The organism is Blautia faecis, assembly GCF_020554845.1.
GTDB lineage: Bacteria > Bacillota > Clostridia > Lachnospirales > Lachnospiraceae > Blautia_A > Blautia_A faecis.
Map to the genome: position 1 here is coordinate 108958 of NZ_JAJCIA010000003.1, position 16151 is coordinate 125108.

The window sequence follows — 16151 nt, forward strand, 5'->3', positions numbered from 1 at the left end:
AGATTCTGGACATAAGGAGGTGCGGAGGACTGTGAAGAAAAAGAAATCTCTTTGGAACATATTTCTGATTCCTATACTGATCATTGTGTTTGTACAGGGTGCAGTCCCATTCCTGACATTGATTTTCAGCGGAATCCGCTCAAACATGGAGAATGCAGTTATCGGTCTGGACAGTCATACGGTGGAGAACCGTAAGGTAGTCCTGGAGAACGATATGATCGAGCAGTGGAGTAGCGTGAACAAAGAAAGTGATAATCTTTCCTCGGCGCTGACAAAGGTATTGAGCAATCATCAGATGGACATGCAGGGCTTCATGGGCTCAGGGAGAGTCCAGGAGGAATATCTGGAAACAGTTTTTTACGATATGGTGGAGGTTTTGCAGTACAATTCCACTTCTGGAATTTTTCTGGTTCTGGGAAATGACAGCGATACAGATTCGGAAGGGGAATATAAAGGCTTCTGGGTGAGAGACTCAGATCCCCAGACCAAAACGGCTTCCCGCACGGATCTGCTGATGGAGCGTGGAAGTAAGGTCCTGTCACAGAACATGTCCATTTCACTGGATACTTCCTGGCATACAGATTTCCGCTTCCAGGGCAATGGGAAAAGAGATGCGGATGACTTTTTTTACCAGCCATATATAACAGCAGCAAACTACGTTGATTCCCGCACCAGTATGGCAAACCTGGGGTACTGGTCAAAGCCGTTTATTCTGGAAGATTTCTATATGGATAATCATAAGATGATCACCTATTCGGTACCTCTTGTTTATGGTAAAACAGTTTACGGTGTGCTTGGAATTGAAGTGGGAGTGAATGATCTGACCAAATATTTTCCGGTAAAAGACCTGGATTCTGATCTGAATGCAGGATTTGCCCTTGTGGTAGACCATGGAGATGGAAATTATGAGGGAATTGCCGGTGAAGGTGCGCTGTATGATGCGGCCTCCCGGGACGGAAGTGACTTTGTTCTGGCGGAGCCGGTGCAGGGGAATCTGAGGCTGGTACAAGGAGCTGCCATTGGGAAACAGAAGATTTACGGACTTGTGAGCAATCTGGAGTTGTACAGCAGAAATGTGCCGTATGAAGATACACAGTGGGCATTGTGCGGTTTTGTTGCAGAGGATTCTGTGTATGGATTGATTTCCGATGTTTATGAGAGAATCCTGGGAGCGATTCTGGGAAGTGCCCTGATGGCAGTTATTCTGGTTTATTTTCTTGTCCAGTATGCGACGGAACCGGTTTACCATCTGGTGGAGAGTGTACGAGGCGGAGTGAAGGGAATTCACAGTTTTCAGGAGTCAGGTATTCAGGAGCTTGATGAGCTCCACAAAGTGATAGAGAATCTGACGGATGCTCAGATGCAGACAGAGAATCAGCTTCTGGAGGAAAAGGAGCGCTATCGAATTGCGGTAGAAAGTTCCCAGGATGCCTTTTTTACCTACAAATGTAAGGAAAAACTGCTGGAAATAGTTAACAGTAAAGGCAATGACGGTGTATGGGACTGCGGAAAGCATCCGGAATTTCTTGATAATGACAGTATCCATCCGGCAGATAAGGCAAAACTGATAAACGCGGTAAAAAGCTCAGGAGGAGTTCTGGATGTTGATTTTCGTCTGCAGCATGGCAATGGAGAATTTCAGTGGGTAAATCTATCCGGAAGCATTACTTTTGACGAGAATAAAGAGCGCAGCAGGATCGTTGGCTGCATTCACAATGTACATCAGCACAAGCTTCTGGAGCAGGCGCAGAAAAGAAAGCAGATTTATGACTCCATTACTTCTTTTTACCGCCTTGGAAGTGGACTGGAGGTTGTGGAAACACTGTGTCGGGATGACCCGGAGGGAGTACTGGTACTCCTGGAAATCCAGCAGTTTTCCAAAATAGATGAGCGTTATGGCCTGATCTTCGGAGATATTATCCTGGAGCAGTTTGCCGGTCTGCTGGCGAAGCGCTTCCAGGAGGACGGTTTAAACGGTGGTATTTATATCAGGGCTGGTGCAGACCAGATGCTGGTATGGCTGCCGGTATGTACGACCGGACCGATCGTGAGTAGTGTGCAGAGACTGGAAAAGGATTTTGGGGCGCTTACAGATGAGAAGTATCTGTCCCTTTCCCTGAAATGCGGAATCGCAGTTACAGGAAGCAGAAATTCGCTGTCTGAGGCACTTGAACAGACGAAGATTGCTCTTACAGCTGCACGTCATGGAAAGCGGGAAATCATGTTCTATGAGGAGCTTTCAGCGGAGGAAAAAGCCTGTGCTGCTGATGTGGCATTTGCGGAGGTGGCTTCTCTGGAACGTCTGAAGGAAATGACACTTTCCTCCATAGCTCTGAACCTGTTTGACAGAGATGGTGATACTTCTGTGGTTCTTGATATTCTGGCGTTGAAGCTGCAGGAAAAGTACCATCTGGCAGACATTGTGATCACTCATTTCAATGGAGAATATATGGTAAATAACCTGCTGTACTGCTGGAAAACCTGGGAGAAAAAGGATGGATGGGACGGTATGGTCCACTGTTCTGAGAAGCAATACCAGCATTTTGTGGAGACACAGGAAATGCAGCAGATTTTGACTTCCGGGGAAAGCATACTGAAAGAGCCGCTGATTCAGCCTTTTGCTTCAGGCAGAAACGATATTGTATTCCATATGACAGACAACGGACAGTATTCCGGAAGTATTGTATTCCAGGACATTGACCAGGAGGTTCTGGAGAAAAAAGAAGAGTGTAAGTGTTTGGAAGAAATCAGCGCAATTATTCAGAACCGGTTGAATCTGGAGCGTCATGATCTTTCTGCCAAGGCGAAATCGGATTTCCTGGCCCGTATGTCTCATGAGATCCGTACTCCTATGAACGGTATTATCGGTATGACGGAGATTGCATTGAAGGATGGACAGACTGAGGAGCGGCGGATCGACTGTCTGAGAAAAATCGAGCACTCCTCGGAATATCTGCTTGGGCTTATCAACGATATTCTGGATATGTCCAAGATCGAGAGCGGAAAGATGAGGCTGATCGAAGAAAAATGTAATCTTATGGAAATGATACAGGGACTTCATCCTTTGCTGGAAGCGAAGCTGAACGAAAATAACATTCAGTATATAGCAGATATCCAGCTGAAAAACCATTGGTTTCTGGCTGACTCCCTAAGGCTGAACCAGGTTCTGGTAAATCTTCTGGGAAATGCGCTGAAGTATTCCAAGCCAGATGGACATGTGTGGCTGACCGTTCGCGAGACGGAAGAAGAGAAAGGCTTTTCCAATCTGTATTTTCAAGTCAGGGATGATGGAATTGGAATTGCACCTGAGAAACAGCAGCTTATTTTCCGGCAGTTTGAGCAGGCGGATAATTCTGAAAATGCAAGAAAACAGGGCACTGGTCTTGGTCTTGCCATCAGCAGAAGAATTGTGCGGATGATGGATTCCGATATTAAGTTGGAAAGTGAGCCTGGTAAGGGAAGCAGCTTCAGCTTTAACGTGAAGCTTCAGCCGGTAAGCGGAGAGAAGACTACGGTCACCAGCCAGCCGGAGGAGATCAGCTTCCCGGGAAAAAGAATCCTGGTGGTTGAGGATAATGAGCTGAATATGGAAATTATCTGTACGATTCTTGAAAATTACGGAATTAAAACCGAGCAGGCAGTTAACGGAAAAGAAGCTGTGCGGCGCATGGAAGAATCCGTTCCCGGATATTACGATATGATCTTTATGGATATTATGATGCCGGAAATGGACGGACTGGAAGCAACCCGGACCATCCGGAATCTGGATCGTGAGGATTGCAAAAAGATTCCGATTTACGCAATGAGCGCCAACGCTTTCGACGAGGATGTGAAACGTTCCCTGGCAAGCGGTATGAACGGACATCTTTCCAAGCCTGTGAATCTGCAGGTGCTGGAGAAAACGCTGCAGAAAGTGCTGGGATAAAAATAAATGGTTTTTTAATGCATCTTGTGCAATATATTGACAGTTTGTGATAACCCCGTCTTTTACAGACGGGGTTATGTTATATTTATGGCAATATAGAAGGGAGCGATCACAAGCATGAAATATCAGAATATCATAGATAACATGACCCTGAAGGAAAAAGCCGCATTCCTCAGCGGAAAAAGCGAGTGGCAGACAAGAGATTTCCCGCGTCTGGATATCCCGGCGATTTTCTGTTCAGACGGACCGAATGGTGTGCGTAAACAGGCTGGAGCAGGAGATCATCTGGGAATCAATCCAGCAGTACCGGCAACCTGTTTTCCTACAGCGGCAGCTATGGCAAACAGCTGGGATGAAGAGCTGGAGCAGAGGGTAGGCGTTGCCCTTGGTGAAGAATCCATGGAAGAAGACGTAAACGTTCTTCTTGGACCTGGACTGAACATTAAGAGAAATCCTCTCTGTGGACGTAACTTCGAGTATTTTTCCGAGGATCCTTATCTTTCCGGAAAAATGGCAGCTGCTTTTATCCGCGGTGTGCAGAGCACAGGAGCAGCAGCCTGCGCAAAGCATTTCGCTGTAAACAGCCAGGAGCTTCGCCGTATGGCAATGAACGCAGTGGTAGATGAGAGAACTCTCCGTGAGATCTACCTCACCGGTTTTGAGATTGCCATCAAAGAGGGTGGCGCGAAAACGGTTATGAGCAGCTACAACGAGGTAAACGGTGTTTACGCCAACGAAAACGAGCATCTGCTGAAAGACATTCTCCGTGACGAGTGGGGCTTCGAAGGCTCTGTTATCACTGACTGGGGTGCTTCTAACGACCATTCTCTCGGTGTAAAGAACGGTTCTACCCTGGAAATGCCGACTCCGGGACTTGATGCAGCGAGAGAGCTTCTTGCCAGCGTAGAAAGCGGCAAGATCAGCGAGAAGGACATTGACGAGCGCGTAGACGAGCTTCTTGATCTGGTACTTACCACCACCGAGAATGCAAAGCATTATAAAAAAGTGGCAGACAAGAAAGCCCTTCATGAGGAGCACCACAAGCTGGCACGTCTTGCCTGCGAGAACAGCGCAGTACTTCTGAAAAATGAGGACGGAATCCTTCCGGTTGGAGCGAAGGTTCAGGCAGCCGTAATCGGTGACTTTGCTTTTGATCCAAGATACCAGGGCGCAGGTTCTTCCATGGTAAACTCCACAAAAGTAGATTCCATCAAGGACATGCTGGAGACCAGCGGAATCTCTGTGACTGGAATTGTACGCGGTTATCAGCGCGATGGCAAGGAAGACGAAGCTATGAAAAAAGAGGCCGTAGATCTTGCCCGCCGTTCTGATGTGGTTCTGTTTTTCTTCGGATTGAACGAGAAAAGCGAGACAGAAGGTCTTGACCGCAAGCATCTCCGCATTCCGCAGAACCAGATCAACCTGATCCAGGAGCTGGCAAAAGCCAACGCAAACATGATTGGTATCATCAGTGCAGGTTCTGTTATTGAAATGCCATGGCACCATCATTTCAAAGCCCTGCTTCACACCGCTCTCATGGGTCAGGCAGGTGCAGGTGCAGTGCTTGATATTCTTTCCGGTAAAGTCAACCCATCCGGAAAGCTTGCTGAAACTTACATTAAGAAATATGAGGATACTCCTTCTTACAATTACTATCCGTCACAGGAGCGGAACTCTGAGTACAGAGAGGGAATTTACGTAGGATACCGCTACTTCGACACCGCAGGTGTGCCGGTAAACTATCCATTTGGATATGGTCTTTCCTACACTACATTTGAATATGACAATCTTCAGGTGAAGCCGGATGGGGCGACGTTTACCCTTCGCAACACCGGAAAGTATGATGGTGCAGAGATTGCCCAGCTTTATGTAGGACTTCCGGGAGCAAAAGTTTTCCGCCCGGTCAAGGAGCTGAAAGGCTTTTCCAAGGTGTTCTTAAAGGCAGGCGAGGAGAAAACCGTTACCATTAAGTTCGACGACAAGACATTCCGTTACTGGAATATGAAGACAAATAAATGGGAAGTAGAAGGCGGCGTTTACAGCATTATGATCGGTGCAAGCTGTGCGGATATCCGTCTTCAGGATTCTCTTGCCATTATCGGAACCACTGAGGTAATGCCATACTATACTAACCGCATTTCTTCTTACGTGGAGGGAAAAATCCAGCAGGTCGTAAATGAGGAGTACGAGACGATCCTGGGACATTCCATTCCGGACGGAAGTTGGAGCGGCGAGCTTGGCATGAACGATGCCCTTTGCCAGATGTATTACGCAAAGAGCGGAATTGCCCGCTTCATCTGTAAGAAGCTGGGTGAAAAGTTGAAAAAGAGCGAGGCAGCGGGAATTCCGGATCTCAACACCTTGTTCCAGTATAACATGCCATTCCGTGCAATCGCTAAGATGACAGGCGGTATGGTTTCCATGGAAATGGTAGAGGGACTTCTAAAGGTTGTAAACGGTCATTTCAGCGGACTTGGAAAAGTAATCAGCGGATTTTTCAGAAACCAGAAGCTGAACAAGCAGTATGAGAAAGATCTGGAAGAGCAGAAATAGGAGGAGTATCATTATGGGAAAAATCAAACAGTTAATCGAAGATCACCCAAACATCTGGGAGTTTATTAAATTTAACGTATTATCCAACTGCGCAACTATTACAAACTTCATTATCATGTGGCTGTGCACCGGTTTTATTTTCAAAAGCTTTGCAAATACACCATTTAAGTTTCTGGTGTTCAATTACGCAGATAATATCGAGTCCAATCTTGGTTTATGTGGATTTTTAAGCTTTTTGGTTGCAACTGCAGCAGCTCAGACCGTAAACTTCTTTGTACAGAAGAATCTGGTTTTCAAATCCAATGCAGCGTTTGAGAAGGCTGTACCGAAATACATTGTACTTGCAGTTGTGCTGGTGCTTGTATCCGCAGCACTTCCGGCTTACAGCCAGAGCTTTTTCGTAAACATCGGTATTTCCGAAGCACTTGCACCTACACTCGCAAATGTTCTGAACATTCTGGTTCAGGTAGTTCTCAGCTACCCGACCATGAAATTCTGGATCATGCCGAACAAATAAAGATGATTGTTCTTTACCCGGATTGCCTTGCAGTCCGGGTTTTTTAATGCTAGAGCGTGTTTGAAAAAGGCTTTCTGCAAGATGTGCGTCACAATTTGTGGGAGATTTCGCTCGGATGAGGGCGCCGTAGCGGGCTACGGCAACCGAATTCGGGTGAAATCTCCCGCAAAGTGGGGCGTGCAGATTGCGGGAATGATTTTTCAAACACGCTCTAATATTAAAAGGCGGAATTTAACAATTTAAACACATTTTTCCCACAAAGAGAACACAAATTGTCTATATACTGTGAACTATCAAATGAAAAGAACATAAAGGAGTTTCTAAAGGAGGCTTTTATCATGAAGAATAGAAATGAAGAATTAAAGAGAAAACTTAAAAAGGCAGCAAGCATTAGTCTTTGTGCTGTACTGGCAGGTGGTCTTGCAGCAGGAACATATACAGGAGTTAACTATCTGACAGGCTATGAGCAGAGCGTACAGGCAGCAAGCGAAGATAAGGTTGAGCTGCTGAAATCCGAGAAGAAATCGGATGATTCCAAGGATGACAGCAAAGATGAGAGTACAGCAAAGGGCAGCCTTGATGTATCTGATATTGTAGAAGCGGCAATGCCAAGCATCGTTTCCATTACAACCAAATCTGTAGAAGAGGTTCAGAGCTACTACGGAATGTTTGGTCAGTACGGTGCTTATTCACCATCCCAGGAACAGGAGGTTCAGGGAAGCGGTTCCGGTATTATCATTGGTAAGAATGATTCCGAGCTTCTGATCGCAACCAACTATCATGTAGTAGAAGGTGCGGAGACCTTATCTGTTGGCTTCTGTGACAGCACAGCATGTGAGGCTAAGGTAAAAGGTTATGACAGCGAGAAGGATCTTGCTGTTGTAGCAGTTTCCCTGGATGATATTGACAGCGATACAATGGATGCCATTACGATCGCAACCATCGGTAATTCCGATGACCTGAAGGTTGGTGCACAGGTTGTTGCAATTGGTAATGCACTTGGTTATGGTCAGTCCGTAACAACTGGTATTGTAAGTGCCAAGAACCGTCAGCTGAATTCTGATGATACAGTCGGCGATTATGACAGCGACAGCAATTCCGCTACAAACCTGATCCAGACAGATGCAGCAATCAACCCAGGCAACAGCGGCGGTGCTCTTCTGAACATGAACGGTGAGGTTGTTGGTATCAACTCTGCAAAGCTTGCTTCCACAGAGGTTGAGGGTATCGGTTATGCAATTGCAATTTCTGATGTAACAGATACGCTGGAGAGCCTGATGAATGAGGAGACCAGAGATAAAGTTGATAACCACGGTGTTCTGGGAATCACAGTTCGGAGTGTTGACAGTGAAGTAAGTGAAGCATATGGTGTTCCGGAAGGCGTTCTTGTAAGAGACGTAACAGAAGGCGGTGCAGCTGATAAGGCTGGCATTGAAGCAAAATCCATCATTACAAAATTTGCAGGCAAGGTTGTTACAACCAAGGAACAGCTGATTGATTTCCTTTCCTACTACGAGCCCGGTGAGGATGTAGAGCTTACCCTTGAAGTTCCGAATGGAAAAGGTTACAAAGAAGAGACGGTAACTGTAACTCTTGGTAAGAACACAAATACACAGAGTACGGATTCCAAGGACAACGGTGACGGTCAGGGAAGCAGCCAGGATGATAATCTTCTGGAAGACTGGGAGAATAACGAAGGCGGCTCAGGTCTCCAGTACGGCGAGGGCTGGAATTAAACACTTGGGCGAATACGCTCTAGTAAGGCATACAGATTGCCGGAATGCTTTTTAGACACGCTCTAAGGCAGGAGAACCGGGATTGATTCAGCCACGGAAATGTAAATAATAGAATGAGAGAGGTTCATCTGTAAAAAAGGTGGACCTCTTTTTTTCGGGCAAACTCTCCCACAAAGCGGGGCGTGCCGATTGAGAAACTGATTTTCAAACATACTATGCTTTGAAATAGTTAGAAAACACATAGAAAATTGAATAACAGATTGCGTAACCTACATTAAAAAGGTATAATTATTTTATTGTCGGCAGACTGCGGCATAATATTTTTAAGAATTATACGAACAAGGAAAAGAGTCAGTAAAATGAACAACGAAAGATTTCTGGTTTTCGATATAGATGATACCTTATATAGCCAGATGGAGCCGTTGCTTACAGCCTGTGAGTTCAGTCTGGGCAGGAAGCTTCCGGATCCGGAGCTGTTTTACCGGATCTTCGGGAAAAGAAGCGCTGAAATGTTTCTGTTCAGCGAGAGTGGACAGGTTTCCATTCATGAATCCCGGATTTACAGAATTGAAAATACTATGAAAGACCTGGGAATTCCCTTTACCAGAGAGCAGGCAGAGCTCTTCCAGAAGAGATATAAAGAGAATCAGTCCCATCTTCATGTTTCAGGGGTAATGACACAACTGCTGGACGAATGCGAAGCTGCCGGAGTGAAAATGGGCGTGATCACCAACGGACCTTTTTCCCATCAGGTTCAGAAGTTTCACACACTGGGACTTGATAAATGGTTTACAGAGGATCAGCTGATCGTGTCTGCAGGTGTGGGCGTGGTCAAGCCGGATGTGAAGATATTCCGCATGGCAGAAGAAAAATGGGGAATGAAGCCGGAGAATACTTTTATGATCGGGGATTCTCTGGAGAATGACATTGCAGGTGCAAAAAATGCCGGATGGAAGACCATCTGGATGAACCATCACCGTTATACGGTTCCGGAAGGTATGGAAAAACCAGATTATATTGCATATACAGAGGAAGAGTTGAGAAAGCTTATTGTCCAAATATGCTTTACAACGAAGAAGGATGGATAAAGTATGGTATCAGATTACAAAATCACCATGGAGCAGGCAGAATACGAGATGGTCTGTTACCGTAGGGTTTTTAACTTTGTAAGGCTTCTTGACCAGGAAAAACTGGAGAAATTGAATGCAGAAGGTCTGTTGGCAGCAGAGGGCGGACAGACAAAAAAAGCAGATTTGTGCATAGGACATTTTTGCCAGGGCTGTGTGGCAATGGAAGCCTTTTTACGGAAGGCAGAGCTGTGCAAGCTGGAATTTATTGGAGATGACATTTATCAGATCATGGCTAAATATCTGGAAATTGACGGTAATCCTTATGTAATGGAGCTTTTGAAGAAAATGGACAAAAGCAGCCTGATCGACCGGAAAGATCATGAGCGCCTGATCAGCAGCCTTACCGGATATAACGAGAGACTGTATCAGGATGTTCTTACGAAGGCATACAACAGACGTTATTATGAAGAAGAATTGAAGTCCAAGATGGGACCGGCTGGAATTGCCATGATCGATCTGGACGATTTTAAGCTTTATAACGACACATATGGACATAATGCCGGGGATATGGCACTGACTGTTGTTGCAGAAACCATATGCAAGCATATCCGCAAGGATGATATTCTGATCCGCTATGGAGGGGATGAGTTTCTTCTGGTGCTTCCCGGAGTAACAGAAGTGAAATTTGCCGGAAGACTGCAGGAAATCCATGATAAGATCCATCTGGCTACTGTGCCGGGATATGCCGGGATTCAGCTTTCTGTGAGTATTGGAGGAACAATTGCCGGGGTCGATGAAACGCTGGGAAGTGTGGTAGGAAGAGCTGACCGCTTTATGTACCAGGCGAAAACCCGTAAGAATCTGGTGGTAACCGAGTCTAATGAGATAAAAGATGGAAATGCAGATGGCGCAGAGGTTAATCGTGATGAGCTGAAACAGCAGATTCTGATCGTGGATGATGCTGAGCTGAACCGTGATATTCTTGCGGAGATTCTGCACCATGATTTTAAGACTATGGAAGTAAGCAATGGGGAGGAATGTCTCTCCGTGCTTCGGGAGTATGGTGCAGGAATCTCACTGGTGTTGCTTGATATTGTAATGCCTGGCATGGACGGCTTTGCAGTTCTTGAGGAGATGAACCGGAATCATTGGATCGAGGACATTCCGGTCATCATGATCTCCAGTGAGGAGACAGAATCATATATACGCCGGGCGTATGAAATGGGAGTTTCAGACTATATCAGCCGCCCGTTTGATGCCAGGGTTGTTTACCGGCGTGTATATAATACTATTAAATTATACGCAAAACAGAGGCACCTAATCACACTTGTAACGGATCAAATTCGAGAAAAAGAAAAAAATAGTCAAATTTTGATAGATATTCTCAGCCATATCGTAGAATTTCGTAATGGAGAGAGCGGTCAGCACGTTCAGCACATAAAGATGTTGACCGGATTTCTGCTGGACAGACTGATGCAGAAAACAGACAAATATGATCTGAAATGGTCTGATCAGTACATGATCACAATAGCATCTGCCCTTCACGATATTGGTAAAGTGGGAATCGACGAGAAGATTTTGAATAAACCAGGCAGACTGACAAATGAAGAGTTTGAGGAAATGAAAAAGCATACCCTGATCGGTGCTTCCATGCTGAAGAGTCTTGGCGTTTATCAGAATGAAGAGCTTGTGAAGGTTGCTTATCAGATTTGCAGATGGCATCATGAGCGCTATGACGGCAAGGGCTATCCGGATGGTCTGAAGGGGGAAGAAATTCCGATTGCAGCCCAGGTGGTTTCCGTTGCGGATGTATATGATGCACTGACAAGTGAGCGTGTATATAAGAAAGCATTTTCCCATGAGAAGGCTATGGAGATGATCCTGGCTGGTGAGTGCGGAACCTTCAATCCGCTGCTTCTGGAGTGTTTGCAGGATATTCAGGGCAATATCCAGGTGGAAATGAAGAGAGCCGCAGAGCAGCCTATGCGTGTGCAGAATTCTTATGTGGGGAAGATGATTGAGACGGTGCAGTAGGCAGGGATTATTATAATGTAATATATTGCGGTATTGTTTGGCGAAGTGTTTTTGGTAAAGAGCGTGAACAGGAGCATTTGCAGGTCGGGGGACCTGCGGGAGTGGGGGTAAGTTTTACTTTATGAAAAAGAAAATTCTTACACTGGCGGCAGTGGTAACACTGCCGTTTATTCTTCTTGTGATGTATCTTCTTGCCTCGATGGCAAGCTACAGCAATACCTACGATGAGATCGTAAGCAACATGACTGTAGCGAACAATTACAATCTGAATTTCAAAGAAGAGATGGACGAGAGCCTGTATAAGCTGGTTGTTGGCTATGTCACTCTGGATACCATCGAAACAGACAAAAGTCTTAAGAATCCATATACTTTAATAGATGAATTACGCAGCGAGTTTACCAGACTGACAGCCATTACCACAGAATCTGAGAGCAAGCTGTGGCTGGAGAGCCTTCTTCGCAATATCGATACCCTGGAAAAAAGGGTGGACGATATTGTGGACAGCATTTCTGCCGGCGGCAGATATAATGAGAATATTGAGAAACTGGACAACAATATTTACATTCTGACGGAATTGATCCAGGACGATATTCAGTATTATATTTATTATCAGACACGTTATATGGACAAGGTCACGGATACCCTGCAGGATCAGATCAGGCGGTTTATGGTGGTGTGCAGTGTGCTGATCGGCGTGCTGATCATTGTGGTTGCAGTCAGCGCGGTGATGATCGTTTCCGGTATTATACAGCCTATCAGTCAGCTGAACCAGGCTACGGAGAAAATCGCTCAGGGTGATTTTAATGCCAGAGCCCAGGCGGATTCCGAGGATGAGGTGGCTGAGCTTGCAGTGAGCTTTAACAAAATGGCAGGAAGCATGCAGTCTCTGATCGATAAGGTGAAGGAAGACGAGCGGAAAATGCGAAAAGCAGATCTGCGCCTTCTTCAGGAGCAGATCCAGCCTCATTTTCTTTATAATACGCTGGACACCATTGTGTGGCTGATTGAGTCCAATGAGCCGGACGAAGCGGTGACCATGGTTGTTACACTGTCGGACTTTTTCCGTGAGATCCTCAGCAAAGGGAAGGAATTTATCTCCATTAAGGAAGAAGAGAAGCATATCAGCAGTTATCTCCAGATCCAAGAAATGCGTTACCGGGATATTCTGGAATATGACATTCAGCTGGATCAGGTAATTTATAAATATCAGATTCTGAAGCTGACTCTTCAGCCGGTGGTGGAGAATGCACTTTACCATGGAATCAAGTATAAACGTGCTAAGGGATGTATTCACATTCATGGGGAAAAAGAGGGAGATATTATCCGTCTGACTGTCCGGGATGATGGTGTGGGCATGGATGAGGATGAGCTTGAACAGCTTCGTCAGCAGATCGAGAAGCCCTGCCAGGAGACGGAGAAGGGCTTTGGCCTGGCAAATGTAAATGAGCGTATCCACATGTATTTCGGACCGGAGTATGGAATGAAGATCCAGTCACAGAAGGGTAAGGGAACTACAGTGGAGATTGTAATTCCGGCTCTTCTGGAAGCTCCGGTTGAGAAAACAGGGAATGATACAGCAAAAGTAGTTGAAGTCGGCAACAGCGTGAATTCTGACGCAAATAAAAAAATAAAAAGTAATCCGAAACAGCAGAATGCCAATAAGATAATTGAGGGTGGACGGCCACAGCAGGAGGAGACAGGCGTATGAGACAGTTTATAAGAAAAAACATCTGGGCTGTAGCACCGGTTGTGTTTGTGCTTGTGGCACTGGTTCTTCTGGGAAGTCCTTTGAGCAGCAGTAAAGTGCAGGAAACTCCTGCGGAGGACGACAATCTGATCGTAGTAGGTGTTTCCCAGGTGGGAAGCGAATCTGTATGGCGAAGTGCCCACACTCAGTCCATTCAGGACGCTTTCACCAGGGAAAACGGCTACATGCTGATTTTTGACAATGCCAGACAGAAACAGGCCAATCAGATCAAGGCCATCCGAAGCTTTATTTCCCAGCAGGTGGATTATATCGTACTTTCTCCTATTGAGGAATCTGGCTGGGACACTGTGCTTCAGGAGGCGAAGGATGCCGGGATTCCGGTAATTCTCATAGACCGTAAGGTTTCTGTGGATGATGACTCCCTCTATGCTTCCTGGGTTGGTTCCGATTTTGTCTGCGAAGGACAGGATGCCGGTTACTGGCTTGAGGATTACATGAAAAAGCAGGGCAGGGAAGATGACGAAGTTAACATCGTAGTGCTGAAAGGAACCAAAGGCGCCTCCGCGACCATCGGCAGAACCCGTGGATTCAATGAAGTGGCAAAGGTGCAGCGCAATTGGAACATTTTGCAGCAGGTAGACGGAGAATTTACCACAGCCAAGGGAAAAGAAGAGATGGCAAGGCTTCTGGATCAGTATGAGGACATAGATGTGGTGGTTTCACAGAACGATGACATGACTTTTGGAGCACTTGAAGCTATCAGAGAAGCAGGAAAAACTGCCGGAGTGAACGGCGATATTACAGTAATTTCCTTTGATGCAGTGGATGCGGGCGTGGAGCTGGTGCGAAACGGTGAGATCAACATTGATGTCCAGTGCAATCCTGACCAGGGAAAATACGTGGAGCAGATCATTCAGGATATGGAAGCTGGCAAAGAAATAGAGAAAGCATATTATGTTCCGGAGCGGGTGTATACCCAGGAGAACGTTGGGGAGGAAGAAAATGTTACGGAAGGTATTTCTGGTTGAAGATGAGACGGTGATCCGGGAAGGGCTTAGGGACAGAATTCCCTGGGATCAGTTTGGATACCGTTTTGTAGGGGAAGCAGCAGATGGGGAAATGGCTTTGCCTCTGATCCGTAAGACGAAGCCGGATGTATTGATCACGGATATTAAAATGCCTTTTATGGATGGGCTTTCCTTAAGTAAAATTGTGAGCAAAGAATTTCCGCGGATGAAGATTATTATTATCAGTGGTTATGATGATTTTGAATATGCGAGACAGGCAATTGAAGTTGGTGTTGACCAGTATCTTCTGAAGCCGGTTACCAGAATGAAGCTGAAAAATGTACTTCTTGAACTGAAAGATAAGATCGAGCAGGATCAGGAGCAGGAGGACTACCGCACCCAGTTCCAGAATGAGATCCAGGAGTATGAGCAGTTTTCCAGACGGCGTTTTATGGAGAAAATTCTGGAGGGCGAGCTGTCGGTTAAGGAGATTTATGATGAGGCAGAGCGTCAGTCCATAGAAATTACGGCAGCAGGATATAATCTGCTTTTCCTGTATTTACAGGAGAAAAATAAGGACAAGATGGCAGGTTTTCTTCGGAAACAGGATGAAGTGCTTCATTATTTTCTCCGCTATCCCCAGTATCTGCTTTTCCGCTGGAATGTAAACAGTTATGGAGTTCTGGTAAAGGGGGAATTGTCCCGGCTTCCAGAGCTGACAGATAATTGCGTGGAGTATGTGAAACGGGCCTGCGAAGGGGAAGAGCAGATGGACTGGTATGTGGCGGTAGGAAAACCAGTGGAGAGATTGAGCCTGCTTTCCCAGTGTTATCAGAGCGTGAATCATTATTTTGCATATCGTTTTATGGTGCCGGGGCTTCATGTGCTTACAGAAGAAACTTTGGAAAGTTATGTAAACTCGCAGGGGGAGAACCGGCTGGCAGCAGTGGATTCTTCACAGCTGAATCCTGAGATCATCAAGGATTTTCTCACAAAAGGAAGCAGCAGTGAGATCCAGGAGTTCGTTCAGGGATATCTGGGTGGAATGAGTAAGGCATTGGAGTCCAGAATGTTCCGGGATTATGTGGTGCTTCATATTCGGTTTACAACTATTATGTATCTGGAATCCATTGGTGTGGAAAAAGAGGGTTATACAGAACGGATCGAGGGAAAATATCAGGATACCAGCATCAAGGCATCACAGGTGGCAGGGTATTGTGTGGACATTCTTCAGAGTGCCATTGATATCAGGGATGAGAAGAATGAGTCTCAGGGCAACAGCGCCATGAGGAAAGTGCTGGATTATATTGATGAGAATTGCTATAAAGAGACCATTTCCCTGAATGAAGTAGCGGATGCGGTGAATATGAGTGCCAACTATTTAAGCGCAATTTTCAGCCAGAATATGCAGAAGACGTTTGTAGAGTATATTACCTGCAAACGTGTTGACAGAGCGAAAAAACTCCTGCGCGAGACGGACAAGTCGTCCGGAGAGATCGCACAGGAGGTGGGATATAAGGATCCTCATTATTTCAGTTATGTGTTTAAGAAAAAATCCGGGTGCAGTCCAAGGGAATATCGGAGTAAGGGGACTGCATGAT

General features: G+C 45.8%; 10 protein-coding genes. All 10 read left to right on the top strand.

What is annotated here, in order from left to right; translation table 11 throughout:
- Positions 1 to 31: 31 nt before the first annotated feature.
- The 10 genes from LIZ66_RS02620 to LIZ66_RS02660 all read left to right on the top strand — a co-directional run bounded on the left by LIZ66_RS02620 (position 32) and on the right by LIZ66_RS02660 (position 16150).
- A complete protein-coding gene (locus LIZ66_RS02620) occupies positions 32 to 3925 on the top strand; it encodes an ATP-binding protein (protein ID WP_227200119.1) in 3894 nt (1297 codons plus the stop codon).
- A gap of 117 nt (positions 3926 to 4042) precedes the next feature.
- On the top strand, positions 4043 to 6478 hold the full coding sequence (locus LIZ66_RS02625; RefSeq protein ID WP_227200117.1) for a glycoside hydrolase family 3 C-terminal domain-containing protein: 2436 nt from the start codon (positions 4043 to 4045) through the stop codon (positions 6476 to 6478).
- Positions 6479 to 6491: 13 nt separating this feature from the next.
- Positions 6492 to 6995, top strand: a complete 504-nt coding sequence (locus tag LIZ66_RS02630; protein ID WP_118577927.1) for a GtrA family protein — start codon at positions 6492 to 6494, stop codon at positions 6993 to 6995.
- Between the two features lie 81 nt (positions 6996 to 7076).
- Positions 7077 to 7238 carry a DUF6783 domain-containing protein gene (locus LIZ66_RS18955; RefSeq protein WP_306467751.1) on the top strand — a complete coding sequence of 54 codons (162 nt, stop codon included), beginning with the start codon at positions 7077 to 7079 and terminating at the stop codon, positions 7236 to 7238.
- Positions 7239 to 7333: 95 nt separating this feature from the next.
- Positions 7334 to 8731, top strand: coding sequence for a S1C family serine protease (locus tag LIZ66_RS02635; RefSeq protein ID WP_227200115.1), 1398 nt, complete (start codon positions 7334 to 7336; stop codon positions 8729 to 8731).
- 359 nt (positions 8732 to 9090) lie between these two features.
- A complete protein-coding gene (locus LIZ66_RS02640; RefSeq protein ID WP_118577735.1) occupies positions 9091 to 9819 on the top strand; it encodes an HAD family hydrolase in 729 nt (242 codons plus the stop codon).
- A 3-nt stretch (positions 9820 to 9822) separates the two neighbouring features.
- Positions 9823 to 11835, top strand: coding sequence for a diguanylate cyclase (locus LIZ66_RS02645; RefSeq protein WP_227200113.1), 2013 nt, complete (start codon positions 9823 to 9825; stop codon positions 11833 to 11835).
- 121 nt (positions 11836 to 11956) lie between these two features.
- Positions 11957 to 13543, top strand: a complete 1587-nt coding sequence (locus tag LIZ66_RS02650) for a sensor histidine kinase (RefSeq protein WP_148461381.1) — start codon at positions 11957 to 11959, stop codon at positions 13541 to 13543.
- On the top strand, positions 13540 to 14571 hold the full coding sequence (locus tag LIZ66_RS02655) for an ABC transporter substrate-binding protein (RefSeq protein ID WP_227200111.1): 1032 nt from the start codon (positions 13540 to 13542) through the stop codon (positions 14569 to 14571). The genes LIZ66_RS02650 and LIZ66_RS02655 overlap by 4 nt, the downstream gene beginning before the upstream one ends.
- A complete protein-coding gene (locus LIZ66_RS02660; RefSeq protein WP_227200109.1) occupies positions 14546 to 16150 on the top strand; it encodes a response regulator transcription factor in 1605 nt (534 codons plus the stop codon). The genes LIZ66_RS02655 and LIZ66_RS02660 overlap by 26 nt, the downstream gene beginning before the upstream one ends.
- The last annotated feature ends 1 nt before the right edge of the window (position 16151 follow it).

Excerpts from the sequence above, each read along its gene's own strand:
- LIZ66_RS02660 (WP_227200109.1), top strand. The coding sequence starts at position 14,546 with ATGTTACGGAAGGTATTTCTGGTTGAAGATGAGACGGTGATCCGGGAA.
- LIZ66_RS18955 (WP_306467751.1), top strand. The coding sequence starts at position 7,077 with ATGTGCGTCACAATTTGTGGGAGATTTCGCTCGGATGAGGGCGCCGTA.
- LIZ66_RS02650 (WP_148461381.1), top strand. The coding sequence starts at position 11,957 with ATGAAAAAGAAAATTCTTACACTGGCGGCAGTGGTAACACTGCCGTTT.
- LIZ66_RS02640 (WP_118577735.1), top strand. The coding sequence starts at position 9,091 with ATGAACAACGAAAGATTTCTGGTTTTCGATATAGATGATACCTTATAT.
- LIZ66_RS02635 (WP_227200115.1), top strand. The coding sequence starts at position 7,334 with ATGAAGAATAGAAATGAAGAATTAAAGAGAAAACTTAAAAAGGCAGCA.
- LIZ66_RS02655 (WP_227200111.1), top strand. The coding sequence starts at position 13,540 with ATGAGACAGTTTATAAGAAAAAACATCTGGGCTGTAGCACCGGTTGTG.
- LIZ66_RS02625 (WP_227200117.1), top strand. The coding sequence starts at position 4,043 with ATGAAATATCAGAATATCATAGATAACATGACCCTGAAGGAAAAAGCC.
- LIZ66_RS02630 (WP_118577927.1), top strand. The coding sequence starts at position 6,492 with ATGGGAAAAATCAAACAGTTAATCGAAGATCACCCAAACATCTGGGAG.
- LIZ66_RS02645 (WP_227200113.1), top strand. The coding sequence starts at position 9,823 with ATGGTATCAGATTACAAAATCACCATGGAGCAGGCAGAATACGAGATG.